The organism is Jonesia quinghaiensis DSM 15701 (assembly GCF_000423205.1).
Taxonomy (GTDB): Bacteria; Actinomycetota; Actinomycetes; order Actinomycetales; family Cellulomonadaceae; genus Jonesia; species Jonesia quinghaiensis.
Window position 1 is genome coordinate 75509 of sequence record NZ_AUHN01000011.1, and the last position, 17431, is coordinate 92939.

Genomic DNA, 17431 nt, shown 5'->3' on the forward strand with positions numbered 1-17431 from the left:
GCGAACGACTCTCCACAAGAGTGTCAGTAGTGCTTGGATTAAGAGATGAATAGTTCACTTGCGGATCTTGTGTACGAGGGGCGTCACGATGAGGCGATCGAGGTGGCTCAAGACCTCCACCCTCGAGCGGTACACCGTCTTCTGTTTCTCGACGATCATCGTCACCTTGACGATGAAAGCTCGGCTGGGATTTTTGTTCGTCAGTGGTACGCGACGTTGACGAGCCCTTACCTGCGTGCTGAAGCCGCATACAACTTTGCGGACACATTCATGACTGAACTGGCTCCTTACCCAGATGCCGAGTTCATCGGTGCGCGCATGAAAACTGATGCGCTGAGGGATCTGCTTGGTGCAGTCTCGAAAGCGTGCAGCGGCTCTGAGGTTCAAGGGTGGGCGGCCTCCCCCGAGGAACCGTTGACACCAGAGGCAGCTGCACAGTGGAAAGAGATCGGACGGCTACTTGCGGCGTTGGATTTCCCTCCGTCAGTTGCTTTGTCAGACGCGCCCTAGTTGAGCGGCAACCTGAATCCATGTGGGAGCCTCATCCGTGACCAGTGGAACGGTCTCCCAGTAACCTTCAACGAACTGCCGCGCGTCTTCGCCCAGGTGTTCATCAACTTCGGACGCCTCCGGGGGTATTAGGGAGACGACCCTGACTTCAAGCCCCGCAACGTTCTCTTGCCTTAATAGTTTTCCCTGCGTGCATGAGGTGTCTACGTCTGCCGGACCCGCGCACACCAGCACGAGGAAGTCTTGGTGTTGTACTCGCAGTTCGCGCACGTCATCATCTGCCTGAACATACTGAAACGTGGTGAGGTACGGAGGGGCTGTAGCAGGTAACACTGTGCTACTGACATCGGTAGCTGCTGCCTTTGCTTGGGCAGCGGTCAAAGACTCGATCGGAGTGAGTTCTACGCCTTCACCGTTGGTGAAGAGGGTGGCTCCTACCCAACCCAACACGATGCTCGCAAGACTGCAAAAAACCACCAGGGTTCCCTTGAGTACTCGGCCTGACATGGTAGTTCCCATTTCTCGATAGATAAAGCGCACTGCATGTTGACCCTGGGTGGTGTGGTGCACAGCATGGGGTGTTGGGGGTCAGGCTATCGTTCGCGGGTGGCTTGAAGGGGAAGGTAGTCAGCGAGATCAGCGCGCTGCCCTGACGCTGACACTAACCCTTCCGCTAGGACCGTTTCCCACGCTAACGTGCCGGTGACAAGACCCAACCAGGTGGCGGGTTTCATTTCAATGGTGTTAGGCGGGGTGCCGCGTGTGTGGCGTGGCCCTTCAATGCACTGGGTGGCGCCCGCTGGCGGGACACGCACTTCCACAGAGTTACCCGGTGCGATAGCGGCTAACTCTTCAAGGGTGAAACGCACCGCCGTGTTGATTGTTGGGCGGTCGGTGGCGCCGGCCCGCCACGCACGCACAGCTTCACGGCCTGCAACAGGATCAATTTTCCGACGTGGTGGCATCGCAGTCCTTTCGGTCACCGCCCCGCAGCAACGGGTTGTGTGCGGGTGTTTTCGCTCCTCAATGGTCTTGACCTATCATGCCTGACAACTGTGGCGGCCACCCACAAGGGTGGCCGCCACACTTCATCATGATGTTCAGCGAACGGTCAGATGACACCTAGTGCAAGAATCGCATCGGCGACTTTGGTGAACCCGGCGATGTTTGCGCCAGCCACGTAGTTGGAGGGCTGGTCGTACTCGTCAGCGGTGGTTGCACAATTGTTGTGGATGTTCGCCATGATGGCGTGCAACCGGTCCTCGGTGTGCGCGAAAGTCCACGAGTCACGGGACGCGTTCTGTTGCATTTCAAGTGCTGAGGTTGCTACCCCACCGGCGTTCGCTGCCTTACCTGGGGCGAACAGGACACCGGCTTCTTGGAACGCAAGAACAGCATCGGGCGTGCATGGCATGTTTGCGCCTTCGGCAACGGCTTTCACACCTGATTCAATGAGTTTTTGCGCCGATGCCCGGTCCAACTCATTTTGTGTTGCGCACGGCAACGCGATGTCTGCGCTGACGTCCCAGATGTTTCCTTTTTCAACGAACGTGGCACCGCTGCGGGTGGCGTAATCAGAGATGCGCCCACGCTCGACCTCTTTGACCTGCTGAATGAGGTCAATGTCGATTCCCTTTTCATCGACTACGTAACCAGAGGAATCAGACAGGGCAACAACGTTGGCACCAAGCTGTTGGGCTTTCTGCGCGGCGTAAATTGCCACGTTTCCTGACCCAGAAATGACAACGCGCTTTCCGTCAAAGCTGTTGTTGCGGGTTTTCAACATTTCGTTGGCGAAAATCACTGTGCCGTACCCGGTCGCTTCAGTGCGCACCAGGGACCCACCCCAGGTCAGCCCCTTGCCGGTGAGGACACCTGACTCGTAACGGTTAGTGATGCGCTTGTACTGACCAAAGAGGTAACCAATTTCGCGCCCACCAACACCAATGTCACCTGCAGGAACGTCTGTGTATTCGCCGATGTGCCGGTACAGCTCAGTCATGAACGACTGGCAGAACCGCATCACCTCAGCGTCGGATTTACCGCGCGGGTCAAAGTCAGAGCCACCTTTACCGCCACCGATGGGCATACCGGTGAGGGAGTTTTTGAAGATTTGCTCAAACCCAAGGAACTTGATGATGCCCAAGTACACGGACGGGTGGAACCGCAAACCACCCTTGTATGGGCCAAGCGCAGAGTTGAACTCCACTCGGAAACCACGGTTGATTTGTACCCGGCCATGGTCATCCACCCAGGGCACACGGAAGATAATTTGACGCTCAGGCTCACAGATTCGTTCGAGAACTGCGGCATCGGTGTACTCGGGGCGCTTGACCAGAACTGGGGCAAGAGAGTCGAATACTTCACGCACTGCCTGGTGGAATTCGGCTTCACCGGGGTTGCGTCGCAGCACCTGCTCGAAAACTGGAGCGAGCTGACCTTCCATCACGTGCTCTCCTTCGCTGTGGACGCGCAATAGCGTCTGTGTGGCACGCGGTGTCGTGTCGTCGTTGCGGCAACTCCTGCGTGCTTGTCGTATTACAGCGAGCCTACATCTTGCACTGGCGTACCAGATAGGCACTGAGGCCTTAGAGTGAGAGTTTTCGTTGATATTTCAAGGTTTTGAGGGGATTCTCAGTGAGGGGTATTTAACACCGCTGTAACACGGCGTCCCAGTCACTGACCATGTTTCCGTCAGCCACCAACGACGCGACGGTGAGACCCTTCGGATCACTTTATGAGATGAACTGATGCAAGGTACAAACCCAACACCTGATGAGATTGCCTCTCACATGGTCACACGGAGACCGTGGCCTCCTTGCGTTGTCCCTGTGCAGCAGCCTCCCCTTCGCCAGGGGTGTCTTGTGAGGCCGACGCGCGCAACCAGTCGGCAATCCCGCACACAGCTTCCGTGCACCCACCACACCCCGTTGTTGCCCGGGTGCGTTGCGCGAAATCCGCAGTACTGCGAGCGCCACTGTTCCACGCGCTGATGAGGTCGCCTTTGGTGACGCCGTTGCAGCGGCAGATGGTGGCGCGGTCGGGGATGCGCACTGGGGAGTCGGTGGTTGTGGTGGCCGCGGGTCCGAGTGGGCGCAGGAGCAGTTGGGCGGGGTCGCGGGGTAGGGGTGTGTGGTTGGTGTAGGTGGTGGTGAGGTCTGCTGCGATGGGTCCTGCGCCGATGCAGGTTGCGCCGATGAGCCGCCCGTTTTCGATGATGATGCTGAGGTGGCGGCCGGCGTCGGGGTCGCTGAGTTGGATGGTGCGGCGGGGGTGGGTGTCGCAGGGTGGTGGTTGGCGGGTTCCGCTGATGCCCATGGTGACGATGTCGATTCCTGCGCCTTTGACGGTGACGATGTCGTGCGGGTCGTGGCGTGGGGTGGGGGTGTTGATGGTGGTGTGGTGGTGGAGGGTTGCGGCGAGGTGGCGTGCTTGGTCCCACCCTGGGGCGATGAGTCCGGTGCAGCCTTCTGGGGGTTGGGCGCAGTCACCGATGGCGTAGATGTGTGGGTCGGTGGTGGTGTTGAGGTTGTTGGTGACCAGGATTCCGTGGTCGGTGGGGAGGTTCGCGGTGTGGGCGAGGGTGGTGTTGGGGGTGGTTCCGGCGGTGATGATGAGTAGTGGTGCAGTGATGGTGGTGTTGTCGGCGAGTTGAAGGCCGGTGATGCGCCCGGTGGGGTGTGTGGTGGCGGCGGTGGCGGCTGTTCCGGTGCGGACGGTGATGCCGCGGCGGTTGAGCATGGTGGTGGCGACGGCGCTTGCGGGTGCGTCGAGTTGTGCGTTCATGAGTGCGCGTGGGTGGACGAGGTCCACGGCAAGGCCGCGCCCGGCGAGGCCGACTGCTACTTCAATGCCGAGGACTCCCCCACCAAGGACGATGGCGGCGGGTGCGTTGAGGGTTGCGGCAACGATTTCGCGGGCGTCATCAATGGTGCGTAGTACGTGGACCCCGGGGATCAGTGATGGTTCAGGTGGTGTGTCCCCTGGCTCGCCCGTACCTGGTGGGGTGTGGGTGATGCCTGGGAGGGTGGGGATGCGGGCTGTGGCGCCGGTTGCGAGGACAAGCGCATCGTAGGGGTGGTGGTTCCCGTTGCTGTCAGTGACTGTGCGCTGGTCACGGTTGATGCGTGTGGCGGTGACCCCTTGACGGATGTGGACGCGCGGGTCGCGGATGGTGGGCATCGTGATGGCGGCGACGTCGTATGCCCCAGCGACAACTTCGGACAGGAGCACCCTGTTATACGGGTCGCAGTGTTCCGCACCTAAAACAGTGATGTGCAGTGTTTGCGACTCTGGTGAAGTGATGGCGCAGAGCTCTTCAACGAACCGCGAACCGACCATGCCGTAACCAACAACAACGATGTTCATGGCAGGACCTCCGAGGTGGTTTGCTCGCTCGCAAGGGATGGCGTGGTGCTGGTTGTGTCACCGGTGAGCCCGGTGGGCTGCCCACCAGCAAGGTGCACGGCAGCAACTTTGAACTCTGGCATCCCCGAAATTGGGTCAGTAACAGCAGTGGTTAACCTGTTGACGGCGCCCAGCCCTGGCCAGTGAAACGGCATAAACACGGTGTCGTGGCGAATATTATTCGTGATGCGCACGGTAGCGCGGGCTGTGGAACGCCTAGTCGTGAGGTGAACATCGTCGCCCTCATCAATGCCATACACGTCCGCAAGCAACGGATGCATCTCAACAAAAACCTCAGGAACCGCACGGTGAAGAACCTCAACCCGTCGCGTTTGCGCCCCCGACTGGTAATGCTGCAACACCCGCCCAGTCACCAAATACACCGGGAAATCTGGGGACAACGCATCAGAGGGCCCAACATGCTGCACCGGGACCAACGCTGCCCGCCCACTCACGGTAGGAAACGCATCGGCGAAAGGACGCGGCGTACCCGGGTGCGCAGGTGAGGGAACAGGCCAATACAAACCAGAACCGTCCGCCCCACCAGTGGCAGCCTCATGCTCATCCAACCGGGCATGACTCAACCCCGAATAATCGGCCTTCCCACCAGCACTAGCCCGCGCAAGCTCATCAAACACCTCCCCCGCATCAACCGACCACACCCCCGGCGCATTCAACCGCCCCGCCAACTGCTGCCACACCCACAACTCCGAACGAGCATCACCAGGAGCGTCACAATTTTTCCGGCGACGCAACACCCGCCCCTCCAAACTGGTCATGGTGCCCTCCTCCTCCGCCCACTGCAACACCGGCAACACAACATCCGCGAGCATCGCCGTTTCCGAGGGCACCACATCACACACAACCAACAGATCCAACGCCTTCAACCGGTCCTGAACCTGCGTCGCATGCGGCGCAGAAACCACCACATTAGAACCATGAACGAGGAGCGCTCGCGGCCCACCTGGTTGCCCCAAAGAGTTCAGTAATTCGACCGCTGGTTTGCCTTTGCCGGGGAGGTCGTCGGGGTGGACACCCCATACTGCTGCCACATGTGAGCGGGCAGCTGGGTCGGTGATCATCCGGTACCCCGGGAGTTGGTCCGCTTTTTGCCCGTGTTCACGCCCGCCCTGACCGTTGCCCTGCCCTGTTAAGGTGCCAAACCCTGAGCCTTGGCGGCCCACCAACCCCAACAACAAGGCCAGGTTGATCGCTGCGGTGACCCCGTCGGTGCCTTGCCGTGATTGTTCTAACCCTCGCCCTGTGATGATGAATGCACCGCGACCCCCGCGGTGTGGGCTGGCATGCGCTAATTGGCGGGCGACTTGGCGTATTTGTGGGGCTGGGACACCCGCTACTTGCGCGACCCGTTCGGGCCACCATGAGGCGAGTGACGCCGCCAGTTCATCAAAACCTTGGGTTCGCTGCGCCACATACTCGGTGTCTAGTAGCCCTTCCATCACCACCACGTGGGCGATCCCTAACAGCACGGCCAAGTCAGTCCCCGGTAGCGGTTGGATGTGCATGCCCCCGGTTGATGACACCCCATCTGGTGCTACTGGTCCGGTGAGTTCAGCAGTTGCTGAGCGGCGCGGGTCTAGGACAACCAGCCCGCCGCTTTCTCTTGCCCCGTTAAGGTGGGCGACGAAGGGAGGCATCGTTTCAGACGGGTTTGATCCCACTAGAACCACCATTGCGGCGTCGTCGAGGTCAGTAACCGGGAACGATAACCCGCGGTCTAACCCCAACGACCGGTTCGCTGCTGCGGCGGCACTGGACATACAAAAGCGCCCGTTGTAGTCAATGTTCGCGGTCCGCAGCGCGATGCGCGCGAACTTCCCCAACTGGTAGGCCTTCTCGTTGGTGAGCCCGCCCCCACCAAATACTGCGACAGCGTCACGGCCATGCTCCGCCTGGATGCCGGTGATTTTACTGGCGATCAGGTCAAGGGCAACATCCCACGATGCGGGTTGTAGGTTCCCTTCGCTGTCCCGTATCAGCGGGGTGGTGAGCCGGTCGCTGACGGTCAATACCTCCGGGGAAGTCCACCCTTTTTGGCACATGCCTCCCCTGTTCGTGGGGAACTGGCGCGGTTGAGCGGTGGTCGGTGATGCCACGGTCAGGCGCATCGCGCACTGAAGCGCACAGTACGGGCAGTGCGTGTCTGTCATGGCGGGTTAAACCCCTTCGCGGGCGAACGCTGACGTGGAACGGACGTACAGCACCCAGGTGAGTACTGCCATGAACAGGTACACCCCAATGAACACCAGCAGTGCGGGGATCAGTGAACCAGCCATCGACGTTGACATCGCAAATCCTCGTGGAATGAGGAACCCACCAATCGCACCCACTGCACCCGCAATCCCGATGCATCCTGCAGCTGCTTGCCTCACTGTCAGGAGGTGCTCTGGCGCAACACCGGTGCGGAACACTGCGGGGATCATGCGGTACGTTGAGCCATTGCCAATACCTGATGCCGCGAACAACACAAGGAACGATGCGAAAAACAGGGCAAACGAGCCGGTTCGTAAACCGAAAATCGCCCCAAGTGCGCCCGCTGCGAGAGCGATGAAACACACCACCGTCAGGCGCGCGCCCCCAACACGGTCAGCAATGATTCCACCGAGGGGGCGGGTTAACGCGCCGACGAGTGCACCAAGGAATGCGATGGATAAGGTGACTTCTGGGAATTCGTTTTTCAGCAATGTGGGGAACGCACCGGAGTATCCGATGAACGACCCAAACGTTCCGATGTACAGGAATGAAATCAACCAAGTGTGTGGGTGACGGCCAGCTTGAGCGAAACTTTTTGGGTCTGAGGCAACATCACGCAGGTTGTCCATGGAGCGCCACGCAACGATCGCTGCAATGAGGACTAGGGGAATGAACATCAACCCGGCACGGTTCAACGCAAGACCAGCACCGGCAGTGACAACAATGGGCACAACCATTTGAACGAGCCCGGTACCAAGGTTCCCACCAGCAGCGTTCAACCCTAGTGCTTTACCTTTTTCACGCTCAGGGTAGAAGAACGAAATGTTCGTCATGGAGGAGGCAAAGTTTCCTCCACCAAAGCCTGCAAGCCCTGCGATGATCAGCAGCGTGGTGAAACTGATTTGCGGGTTAGACACCGCCCACGCCAACCCAATCGCTGGAATGAGGAGCAACAGCGCGGAGATGATGGTCCAGTTACGGCCACCAAACACTGGAACAGTGAAGGTGTACGGGATACGCATCGCCGCACCAACCAGACTCGGAACCGCAATGAGCCAAAACTGTTGGTCCACTGTCAGGGAGAAACCCGCTTCAGGGAGCATCGGCACAGCAACACTCCACAACGCCCACACGCAAAACCCCAGGAACTCGGCGTAAATGGACCCGTTGAGGTTTCGCCGCGCTATTTTGCGGCCTTGAGTTTCCCATTGGTGGGTGTTCTCTGGGTCCCACCCCGAAATCCAACGGCCCTTTTCCATCGTGAGCGGCGCTGGTGGTGAGGTGGGTGCATCTGCAGTGACATCAACAGGTGCTGGGTTCGGTAACTCGCCGGGCGGTGTGATCGAAGTGGTCATGTCTGGTCCCCTCACAGGCGTATTGGACAAGACCGAATCTATCGACGCGATGTTTCCGCCGATCACCAACGGTGGTGAAGGTGCGGTAACAATGACCGCACAGAGCCTCTCCACGGATGAGAGGTGACGAGAAGGCCCTCAGCGCGACCAGTTGTTGCGGTTGCAGTGTGACTCGGATTGCCAATATGACTGTTAAGGCGAGTAGATCAATAGAATCAGCATTGCCTAAACCAACCGTTCGAAGACAGATCGCAAAAACTATTAGTGAGATACTGATGGAAGAAGGCTTTGAGAATATCGTCTTTTGAAGTTCAGTCGAATTAGCTGTGAAACGCCCTTAGTTCGACTTTTTATTGAACTCGAGAGCCTTGCTCAAAAACTCCCTTAGCGCGTTTGAACGGTTCCTTCTGGCACTTAGGTCTGAAGAATTTCGAACTCCTGAAATGTACTTATCAAACAGCGAAATAGCATCTTCTTCAGAGAATCCCAAAACACTAAACACCATAGCTCGAGCATCATTATCGCTCCAGACATTCTCCCCTCGCTTTCGCTTAGAAATGGAGTCTTGAAAATCATCAAAAACCTGGCCATAAAAACTCGGATTTGGTGACCCGCCGAGCAGGTCTAGTCGGAACTCCCAACAAACGTATATGAGCGTGAAGAGATCAACTATATTCGACCAGCGAGGACGACCTCCCCATCTAATATTTTCGGTAAGGAAATCGAGCAAAGCCAGAAAATCTCGAGAATCTTCCTCGTATTTTTCAAAATTAGCCGAAAAGCGATCGTAGCGTTCATCTAGTTCAGTCTTTTTATTTGAAAGACCAAAGATACACGAACCGAAGACTTCAGCAAAAAATTCAAGATCACCTCCACGATTCCTTCTGTTATGGCTAAAAATATCGGAAGATACGGTGATCGAGTGGTTGGCGCAGTCTTTTAGAAAATCATAAAAAGGACCTGGGAGCATGGCATTTCGTAGCTCCTGATCGGTGAGAACCACATTGACCTTATTCACTCTTGTGAACACCTCTCGAATAAAGCCCTCCTCCATGTTTGACAGCCTGCGAATAGGGAATCGATACTGGAAAAATTCTCTCCGAACACCGTCGGGGAGATCTTGGAAATATTTTTCATTGAACTCAGCCAGGGATGAGGAATCTAAGTTCTTTAGTGGATATTTACCGTTTAGGAAATCGAGCAAAGAGGACAATCTCTGTTGCCCATCAACAACTGAAGCCGTCTCATCGCCGTCTGCAGTTGTCTCATATGCAAGATAGACTTCCGGGATAGGAAAACCTAGCAAAATCGTTTCCATGAGAGCCACTTTTGCTGACTCTGACCAAACCACTTTCCTTTGGTACTCTGGACGAAGCACCAAAGCACCTTGATTATTCAGCTTATTAAATTCTGCAACAGTCTTGGATTCTATTTCGAATTTTAACATACTACTCTCCCTGCAATCTAAGGTTTTCAACCTCGGTCTGTATGGCTCGAACCCCTGATAGTTGATAACTACGAAGCGCTGAACTATTCCTGTAAATCCTAAAGTTTAACTCTAGTCCTTGAAATCTCTCACCTAAAGGTCGGACAATTGAGTCACGACTCTTGCCCCATAACTCACCGAATGGCAAGTGGGGAATTAAGCGATCAACGGGAATACACTGTTGGAATACTGTTCTCCGACCATACCCCCGGTCTGCTTTTGTGAACGTGTTCTCAATTTCTCTCATTACTTTCCAGCACTCTTCAAAGTGCAATTCGGACACAATCGCCACATCCAAATCCGACACATTTTGATCAGAAGCTTTTTCATTGAAAACCTTTAGTTTCTTTTCGGGGTTTAGTGAATAGCCAAGTTTAGCGCTACCAATTATATACACCGACGAAGCGTCCATACCTAGACTCACAGATACTTGATGTCGCCATTTTATGTAGTCGATTTCGCTCTGCCATGTGCGTGGCGTTCCTGCTAGTATCTTTGAAGTGACGAAGTAGTCAGTGTCGTTTTCAACTGCTGCCATATCCTCAGCAAATAATGCCAATCCTTCACGATCATAATTCATGTTTGCGAACACCTTATTCAATCGTCGCACCGTTATCTATAAGATATGAAAGTATCAACTCTTCTATCCGTAGTCAATGGATGTTATTCCTTCCTTGAAATGACCTTTCCTTAAGTTCCTTGTCGCATTCAGATCGGCGGTTTTGTCCTGCGCTAAACCTTCCCTCTCTATGCCACATCACGAATCTCACTCGAGAATACTCTGTTTACTTACGGTAGGACGTGTTTTACAGTGGGTGAATTCGCGATTTATTTCCATAAGTTTTACCAGGGCTCTCGTACGGGATCAATAACCGCACAGAGCCTCTCCACGGATGAGAGGTGACGAGAAGACTCTCAGCGCGACCAGTTGTTGCGGTTTCCGCAAAGAGTATTGTCGCTGTGACCTGGGCCGTTCACACTGACAACATGCACACTGACACCCACTCCACAGCGCACAGCAACAGCTCGCCTCACAGCCACGGCACGTCGCAGAGTCACAGCACCCCGCAAAACGCCTCAGACCTCGCCCCCATCGACTTTTGGGAAGACCGCTACGGCGGAGCACCACAAGTATGGTCAGGCAAAGTCAACACCGTGTTGGCAGATGTCGCCTCAACCCTCACCCCAGGTACCGCCCTTGACCTTGGGTGCGGTGAAGGTGGTGACGTCATCTGGCTTGCCCGCAACGGGTGGCAAGCCACGGGAATCGACATTTCCACCACGGCAATAACCAGGGCTGTTCAAGCAGCGGCGGATGCTGGGGTGGCACAGCGCGCAATGTTTTTTGCCGCCGACCTTGCGACCGTTCCCGCCGGTCTCTACGACCTGGTCACTGCCAGTTTCTTTCACTCGCCCGTGGAACTACCCCGTGTTGAGATTTTGCGCCAAGCCGCGGCTCGTGTTGCACCCGGTGGGCACTTACTCATCACGTCGCACTCAGATTTCCCACCGTATTCGCAAAGCTCTGATCAGCATGAACATCACTTTCTCAGCCCGGAAGAAGAGCTCTCACAACTTGGCCTCAACCCTGACGTGTGGGAAGCGATCATCACCGAGAAGCGCAGCCGCATGACGACCGACCGCAACGGTGACCCTGCCCCCATTGAGGACGTGGTTGTCCTCATCAACCGACACAAACAGCAAACCCGCTGACAACGTGCCTTACGTGAGGTGGCTGCTCAGACGGAACATTTCTTGGGCAGACACACCAGGTGCATCGTCGGGTTCTGTTGCCAGATCAGCAATAATCCCACCCAACGTAGGTGTGAACTTAAAACCATGCCCCGAACACGGTGAAGCGATCACCACACGACCACACCGGTCAAGAACAAAGTCATTGCTTGGTGTTTTGGTGTACGTGCACGACAAAAATTCGCTGCTGTCCGGGTTCAACCCCGGCAACCATTGACGCACATAGTCGCGGTGCAACACCTCATCCTCTGGGGCGTGCGTGAACGTGCGGGTGTCAGCGGTCACGTGGCGGCCATAAGCGTTGAACCCCACCTTGATGCCCTCCCCCGGTGTCGCTAAACCGTACACAATGCCAGGCCAACGGGACGGTTCACCAGTCACAGGGTCCGTAGGTGCGTGGTCGTGGGTAAAAGAGGGCCAAGTGTCCTCAACCATCGGGTTTAGTTCCCCTGACGGTAAAAACTCCGCAAGTGAGAAGTGCGCTGGCGCAACCTCAATGACATCAAGTGGCAACGGGCCAGCCAACCCGGCAGCACGCGGAGCCAAAGAGTTCATCCACCCGCCCGTCGCCAACACAACGCGACCAGCCGTGAACGTTTCGCCCTCAGTGACCACCTCAACGTGCCCAGGATGATGCACCACGTCCACCACTTTGGTGTCGTGGCGTACCTGCGCGCCGTGACGTGTCGCCTCCTGCTGCAGTGCAACCAACGCAAGGTCCGCGTTCACGCGGCCCGCCGTGCTGTGCTCAAAAAGGACCTTGCCTTCGAAGCGCATACCCGGCCACCGCTCAGCGGCATCGCTAGGTGACAGCACCTCTAACGGGACCCCGGCGGCGCGCATCGGCCCCTCAAAATCCATGGGCGGGAACCCATGAGACACCAACCCCACCCGGCTCAACAGGTTGATACCCGACTCGGCCTCCAGCAGCTCCCACTCCACCAACGCGTCACGCATCAACGCCAAATACTCAGGTTGAGCGTATGTTGCCCGGTAGATGCGCGACCCACCGTGGGAAGAACCACGCGTATGGCCAGCAGAGAACTGCTCACACACCAGCACGCTGCGGCCACGCCGAGCGAGCTGCCATGCGGCGGCGGAACCCATGGCCCCGCCGCCGATGACAATGACATCAAACTGTGGTGACATGCGCTAATCAGCCAAACAGTTGCGGCAGCGTCGCGGTGAATACAGTGCGTGCTTCAGCCACAGGAATCGTGAACAGACCCTCAACCTCAAGGGCCGCTTCACCATCAACCTCATGGCCAACCACACCGATCTTCAGGTACGGCACACCACGTCCCACCAGCGAATCAACAAACCGCACCTCTTCATCACGCGGCACAGCAACAACCGCGCGAGCTGTGGACTCAGAGAACAACACTGCAAACTCACTAATGCCATCGCGCTGCGCAACGGCCTTAATGTCGATGGTTGCCCCCACCCCATACCGCATGCTTGATTCCAGCAACGCCTGAATCAAACCACCATCAGACAGGTCATGCGCCGCAGAAACCAGCGAATCCCGTGCACCATTAACCAGCACAGCGCCCAGTGCGCGCTCTGCTGGCAGGTTCACAATAGGAGGAACCCCACCAAGGTGAGAGTGGATAACATCAGCCCACGCGGAACCGTCCAACTCATCACGGGTAGTGCCCAGCAAGTAAATAGCGTCACCCTCGGTGCGCCACCCTGACGTCACCGCATGGCGAACATCGTCAATGACACCCAAAACGCCCACAACAGGGGTGGGGTGAATGGAGGAGTCAATTTTCCCAGGCTCACCCGTGCCGTTGTACAACGACACGTTTCCACCGGTCACAGGAACGCTGAGTTCCATGCAGGCATCTGCGAGACCTTCGATGGCCTCCACCAGTTGCCACATGGAATCGGGGTCTTCTGGTGAACCAAAGTTCAAGCAGTCCGTGACCGCCATAGGGCGGGCACCAGACGCGGCGACATTGCGGTACGCCTCAGCCAAAGCCAGTTGCGCACCCGTGCGTGGGTCCAACTTCGCGTAGCGGCCATTAGCGTCAGTAGCGATAGAAACACCCAGGTTGGTGGACTCATCCACCCGGATCACACCGGCATCGTCAGGTTGAGCCAGCGCAGTATTACCCTGAACAAACCGGTCATACTGGTTGGTGACCCACTCTTTAGAGCTGTGGTTCGGGGAACCAAGAATCCGCAACGCAGCCGCCCGGTACCCATCACCCGTGGCGGGGCGCGCCAAACCAGAAACCACCGTGGTGTCCCGGTTCAACGCATCCTGCCAGGCAGGGCGCGCATACGGGCGGTGATACACAGGGCCCTCATGGGCGACAGTGCGCGGGTCAACATCAACAATGCGTTGCCCATGGTGATCAATAGTCAAACGCCCCGAGTTGTTCACTTCACCAACAACAGAGGACTCTACGTCCCATTTGCTGGTGATCGCGAGGAACGCATCCAACTTGTCCGGGTGCACCACAGCCATCATGCGCTCTTGAGATTCCGACATGAGGATCTCACCAGCATTCAGTGATGGGTCACGCAGCAGCACGTCATCCAACCACACGTGCATTCCGCCGTCACCGTTAGACGCTAGTTCTGAGGTGGCACACGAGATCCCGGCAGCGCCGAGGTCTTGAATACCCTCAACAACACCTGCGTGGAACAGTTCAAGGCAGCACTCAATGAGGACCTTCTCCATGAAGGGGTCACCCACCTGCACGGATGGGCGCTTCGTGGGGACACCATCTTCGAAGGTTTCCGAGGCGAGAATCGACGCCCCACCAATTCCGTCACCACCAGTGCGCGCACCAAACAACACAACCTTGTTACCCACACCTGTGGCGTTGGCCAAGTGGATGTCCTCATGACGCAACACACCCACTGCGAGCGCGTTGACGAGCGGGTTGCCTTGGTAGCAGGAGTCGAAGACGAGTTCTCCACCAATGTTGGGGAGTCCTAGGGAGTTTCCGTAGCCGCCAACACCGGCGACCACGCCGTGGACGACGCGGGCGGTGTCTGGGTGGTTGACGTCGCCGAAGCGCAGTTGGTCCATGACGGCGACGGGGCGCGCGCCCATGGAGATGATGTCGCGGACGATTCCGCCTACCCCGGTTGCGGCGCCCTGGTAGGGCTCAACGAAGCTGGGGTGGTTGTGGGATTCGACTTTGAAGGTGACGGCCCAGCCTTCGCCGATGTCGACCACACCTGCGTTTTCGCCGATGCCGACGAGGAGGTTTTTGGTCATCTCGGTGGTGGTTTTGTCCCCGAATTTGCGCAGGTGCACTTTGGAGGATTTGTAGGAGCAGTGCTCCGACCACATGACCGAGTACATGGCGAGCTCGGCTGCGGTGGGCCGGCGGTCAAGGATGTCACGGATACGTTGGTATTCGTCGTCCTTGAGGCCAAGGGAAGCGTAGGGCTGTTCCTCGTCTGGGGTGCTCGCGGCGTGCTCGACGGTGTCTAGGGTGGGCTTGCTGGAGGCAGTCATTCGTTCCCTCATGAGTGGTGTGCTCGGCGCGTTCAGCGCATCGGCAAGACCCTACGATTCTAGCCCGTCCCAGTGGTGGGGCTTGTTGGTGTCTCAACTCGCTGGGGCAAAGCGCTTAACGTGATGGGGTGTGTCATGGTGGTGGGATGAAGGGGATGGCAGTTTTTGTTGTGGCGGCGGTGGCGCTGGTGTGTGGTCTTGGCGGGTGCACGCCCACAGGTGAGACACCGGGGCGGGATGGGGCGAGCATCGGGCCGCAGGAGAGTGCTGGGCCGACTCCGGGTGACGGTGATGTTCATGGCGATGGGGCCAGCAGTGATGGCTTGAGTGGTGGTAGTTCAGGCGATGGTGACGCGCAGACGGTGTGGCCGGTTGCGTTGATTGCGGTGGACGGCGGAGCTACGGGCGAGGCTGCGGTGTCAGCGCCTGGTGCTGGAGCGGTTTCTGGCGATGTGCGCTCTGGTGCTGAGGTGGATTTTCCGGTGGGTGGCGAGACGCTGACTGTGGTGAGTGTTCCGTGGTCTTCTTCGGGAGGGGATCTCAGTGTTGATGTCCAGCTTGATGGGTCGCTTGCCGTGTTAGTTGGGGATGATTTTGCGGTGGGGGCTTCGCGGCCGGTGGCTGCTGATGGGGCTGCGTTGTCATGGTTGGCGGCTGTGGGTGATGACGGCGTGACGTTGAGCGTTGAAACGCCTGATGGAGCGGACCTCTCTGGCGGTGTGGGTGCGGTGGTGGGTGTTGGGGCGGTGGATTCTGTGTCGTGGTTTCAGCGCGAAGGTGGGGAGTCGTTGGCTGTGGTGCCTAGTGCGTGGGGGCGTGCGGGCGGGTTGACGGTCGCGGCTTATGGGTGGGGGGATGTGTTGGCTCAGGATGCTGGGGCAGATGTTCCGGGGATGGAGAAGCAGTTTGCGTGCCATGCGATGGGTGCGCCGGGTAAGGATTCGTGGAATTTAGAGCCGTGGCGGCCTGATGTGTCGCTTGCTGAGTTTGTTATTGCGCGGTGTAACCCGTGACCTGCCTGGCGGAAGGTGACTAGTGGATATCCAGTCGCCGGTGAGGGGCGACAAACGCGCGGCGGGTGAAGTCGTCCCATCTTTGGTAACGATTTCGACACTTTCGACCGTGGAACGAGACAGCGGGTTGCGGTAAGGCAAGCCTCACCTATACGGTTACAGTCACCTGGTCCATTACGCAACAACATTGTTGTGTAAATGCGCCGCACATGACCGTCCACTGGCAAGGAAGTACACCCCGTGAAGACCTCTCTCCGCACCACCCTTGGAACAGGCGCAGTTGTCGCCGCGCTGCTCGCCACCGCAGCGTGCAGCTCCACCGCCTCAGGCGAAACTACTGTCGACCAAGCAGATGCCGCGACTGTGTCTATCACCCACGCACAAGGCACCACTGACGTCCCCGTCAACCCTGAAAAGGTGTACACCTTCGACCTAGGTGTCCTTGACTCACTCACCTCTCTTGGCGTCGACGTCACCGGTGTCCCTGAAGCGGTCTACCCTGCGTCACTGACCCAATACTCTGGTGAGGAATACACCAAAATCGGGTCCATGAAAGAACCAGACTTCGAAGCCATTGCCGCCGGAGACCCAGACCTCATCATCATCTCCGCACGTGCCTCTGAAGCCTATGGAGAGCTCAGCGAAATCGCCCCCACCATTGACCTCACAGTCGACGCCGCTGACCCACTGCCCTCCTTCAAAGAGCACACCGAAACACTCGGCAAAATCTTTGACAAAGAAGAAGAAGTAACCGCGAAACTCACCGGCATCGACGAGCAAATCGCCGCCGTCGCCGCAGAAGCACCAAACGCTGGTAGCGCACTGATCCTCATGACCTCAGCCACCGAAGTCACCGCTTACGGTGCCGGCTCACGCTTTGGACTCATCCACGACGTCCTCGGCTTCCCCACCGCTGCTGATGTGAAATCCGAAGGCCCACACGGTGAAGCCGTCTCCTTCGAGTTCATCAAAGAAGCCAACCCCGCAAACATCTTCGCGATCGACCGTGACGCCGCATTCGGAGAATCCACAGACGCCTCCGCAGCAGTCCTCGACAACGAACTCGTCGACTCAACCGACGCAGCGAAGAACGACAAAATCATCAGCTTGGACGCAGGGTCCTGGTACCTCGTGGGCTACGGCCTGAACAACCTGCCCACCATGATTGACCAGGTCGCCTCAGCCCTGTAATCCAGACAACACAAGGCAACAC

Annotated in this window: 15 protein-coding genes; 5 read left to right on the forward strand and 10 right to left on the reverse strand. The window is 57.5% G+C overall.

The features are described 5' to 3' along the window. Window positions 1-45 precede the first annotated feature (45 nt). Window positions 46-510 (forward strand): hypothetical protein, encoded by a 465-nt coding sequence (locus tag G538_RS0111535; protein WP_029069434.1) that lies wholly within the window; start codon window positions 46-48, stop codon window positions 508-510. Here the strand turns inward: G538_RS0111535 and G538_RS0111540 are convergent. From G538_RS0111540 to G538_RS0111565, 6 genes are all read right to left on the reverse strand, one after another. Then, on the reverse strand, window positions 496-1017 hold the full coding sequence (locus G538_RS0111540) for a hypothetical protein (RefSeq protein WP_029069435.1): 522 nt from the start codon (window positions 1015-1017) through the stop codon (window positions 496-498). The genes G538_RS0111535 and G538_RS0111540 overlap by 15 nt on opposite strands. 86 nt (window positions 1018-1103) lie before the next feature. Continuing rightward, complete coding sequence (locus G538_RS0111545; protein ID WP_029069436.1) at window positions 1104-1475, reverse strand: sterol carrier family protein; 372 nt, start codon at window positions 1473-1475, stop codon at window positions 1104-1106. A 146-nt stretch (window positions 1476-1621) separates the two neighbouring features. After that, window positions 1622-2956 carry an NADP-specific glutamate dehydrogenase gene (gene gdhA, locus G538_RS0111550; RefSeq protein WP_029069437.1) on the reverse strand — a complete coding sequence of 445 codons (1335 nt, stop codon included), beginning with the start codon at window positions 2954-2956 and terminating at the stop codon, window positions 1622-1624. 350 nt (window positions 2957-3306) lie between these two features. Next, window positions 3307-4878 carry an FAD-dependent oxidoreductase gene (locus G538_RS16510; RefSeq protein ID WP_051197053.1) on the reverse strand — a complete coding sequence of 524 codons (1572 nt, stop codon included), beginning with the start codon at window positions 4876-4878 and terminating at the stop codon, window positions 3307-3309. After that, window positions 4875-7088 (reverse strand): molybdopterin oxidoreductase family protein, encoded by a 2214-nt coding sequence (locus G538_RS16515; protein ID WP_084618358.1) that lies wholly within the window; start codon window positions 7086-7088, stop codon window positions 4875-4877. Before G538_RS16515 ends, G538_RS16510 begins: the two co-directional genes overlap by 4 nt. A 6-nt stretch (window positions 7089-7094) precedes the next feature. Next, a complete protein-coding gene (locus tag G538_RS0111565; RefSeq protein ID WP_029069438.1) occupies window positions 7095-8486 on the reverse strand; it encodes an MFS transporter in 1392 nt (463 codons plus the stop codon). On the opposite strand from G538_RS0111565, the gene G538_RS18450 reads away from it, so the two are divergent. Then, window positions 8485-8613, forward strand: coding sequence for a hypothetical protein (locus tag G538_RS18450; RefSeq protein WP_281170267.1), 129 nt, complete (start codon window positions 8485-8487; stop codon window positions 8611-8613). The genes G538_RS0111565 and G538_RS18450 overlap by 2 nt on opposite strands. A gap of 210 nt (window positions 8614-8823) precedes the next feature. On the opposite strand, the gene G538_RS0111575 is transcribed toward G538_RS18450, so the two are convergent. Next, window positions 8824-9933 carry a DUF262 domain-containing protein gene (locus G538_RS0111575; protein WP_029069439.1) on the reverse strand — a complete coding sequence of 370 codons (1110 nt, stop codon included), beginning with the start codon at window positions 9931-9933 and terminating at the stop codon, window positions 8824-8826. A gap of 1 nt (window position 9934) precedes the next feature. After that, window positions 9935-10552 carry a hypothetical protein gene (locus G538_RS0111580; RefSeq protein WP_029069440.1) on the reverse strand — a complete coding sequence of 206 codons (618 nt, stop codon included), beginning with the start codon at window positions 10550-10552 and terminating at the stop codon, window positions 9935-9937. A 407-nt stretch (window positions 10553-10959) separates the two neighbouring features. Here G538_RS0111580 and G538_RS16520 point away from each other — a divergent pair, with 407 nt between their 5' ends. Further along, window positions 10960-11685 (forward strand): class I SAM-dependent methyltransferase, encoded by a 726-nt coding sequence (locus tag G538_RS16520; RefSeq protein ID WP_084618374.1) that lies wholly within the window; start codon window positions 10960-10962, stop codon window positions 11683-11685. Between the two features lie 9 nt (window positions 11686-11694). Here G538_RS16520 and G538_RS0111590 read toward each other — a convergent pair whose 3' ends face one another. After that, window positions 11695-12873, reverse strand: a complete 1179-nt coding sequence (locus G538_RS0111590; protein ID WP_029069441.1) for an FAD-dependent oxidoreductase — start codon at window positions 12871-12873, stop codon at window positions 11695-11697. 7 nt (window positions 12874-12880) lie between these two features. Then, entirely contained in the window at window positions 12881-15205 is a 2325-nt protein-coding gene (gene purL / locus G538_RS0111595; RefSeq protein ID WP_029069442.1) for a phosphoribosylformylglycinamidine synthase subunit PurL, read from the reverse strand. 146 nt (window positions 15206-15351) lie between these two features. On the opposite strand from purL, the gene G538_RS18370 reads away from it, so the two are divergent. Both G538_RS18370 and G538_RS0111605 read left to right on the forward strand, forming a co-directional pair. Continuing rightward, a complete protein-coding gene (locus tag G538_RS18370) occupies window positions 15352-16218 on the forward strand; it encodes a DUF2599 domain-containing protein (RefSeq protein WP_051197055.1) in 867 nt (288 codons plus the stop codon). Window positions 16219-16458: 240 nt separating this feature from the next. Next, entirely contained in the window at window positions 16459-17409 is a 951-nt protein-coding gene (locus G538_RS0111605; RefSeq protein ID WP_029069443.1) for a siderophore ABC transporter substrate-binding protein, read from the forward strand. Window positions 17410-17431: the final 22 nt, after the last annotated feature.

Bases quoted from the DNA above. Each gene is read 5' to 3' on its own strand.
- G538_RS0111535 (WP_029069434.1), top strand. From the start codon at position 46: ATGAATAGTTCACTTGCGGATCTTGTGTACGAGGGGCGTCACGATGAG.
- G538_RS0111540 (WP_029069435.1), bottom strand. From the start codon at position 1,017: ATGTCAGGCCGAGTACTCAAGGGAACCCTGGTGGTTTTTTGCAGTCTT.
- G538_RS0111545 (WP_029069436.1), bottom strand. From the start codon at position 1,475: ATGCCACCACGTCGGAAAATTGATCCTGTTGCAGGCCGTGAAGCTGTG.
- gdhA (WP_029069437.1), bottom strand. From the start codon at position 2,956: ATGGAAGGTCAGCTCGCTCCAGTTTTCGAGCAGGTGCTGCGACGCAAC.
- G538_RS16510 (WP_051197053.1), bottom strand. From the start codon at position 4,878: ATGAACATCGTTGTTGTTGGTTACGGCATGGTCGGTTCGCGGTTCGTT.
- G538_RS16515 (WP_084618358.1), bottom strand. From the start codon at position 7,088: ATGACAGACACGCACTGCCCGTACTGTGCGCTTCAGTGCGCGATGCGC.
- G538_RS18450 (WP_281170267.1), top strand. From the start codon at position 8,485: ATGTCTGGTCCCCTCACAGGCGTATTGGACAAGACCGAATCTATCGAC.
- G538_RS0111565 (WP_029069438.1), bottom strand. From the start codon at position 8,486: ATGACCACTTCGATCACACCGCCCGGCGAGTTACCGAACCCAGCACCT.
- G538_RS0111575 (WP_029069439.1), bottom strand. From the start codon at position 9,933: ATGTTAAAATTCGAAATAGAATCCAAGACTGTTGCAGAATTTAATAAG.
- G538_RS0111580 (WP_029069440.1), bottom strand. From the start codon at position 10,552: ATGAATTATGATCGTGAAGGATTGGCATTATTTGCTGAGGATATGGCA.
- G538_RS16520 (WP_084618374.1), top strand. From the start codon at position 10,960: ATGCACACTGACACCCACTCCACAGCGCACAGCAACAGCTCGCCTCAC.
- G538_RS0111590 (WP_029069441.1), bottom strand. From the start codon at position 12,873: ATGTCACCACAGTTTGATGTCATTGTCATCGGCGGCGGGGCCATGGGT.
- purL (WP_029069442.1), bottom strand. From the start codon at position 15,205: ATGACTGCCTCCAGCAAGCCCACCCTAGACACCGTCGAGCACGCCGCG.
- G538_RS18370 (WP_051197055.1), top strand. From the start codon at position 15,352: ATGAAGGGGATGGCAGTTTTTGTTGTGGCGGCGGTGGCGCTGGTGTGT.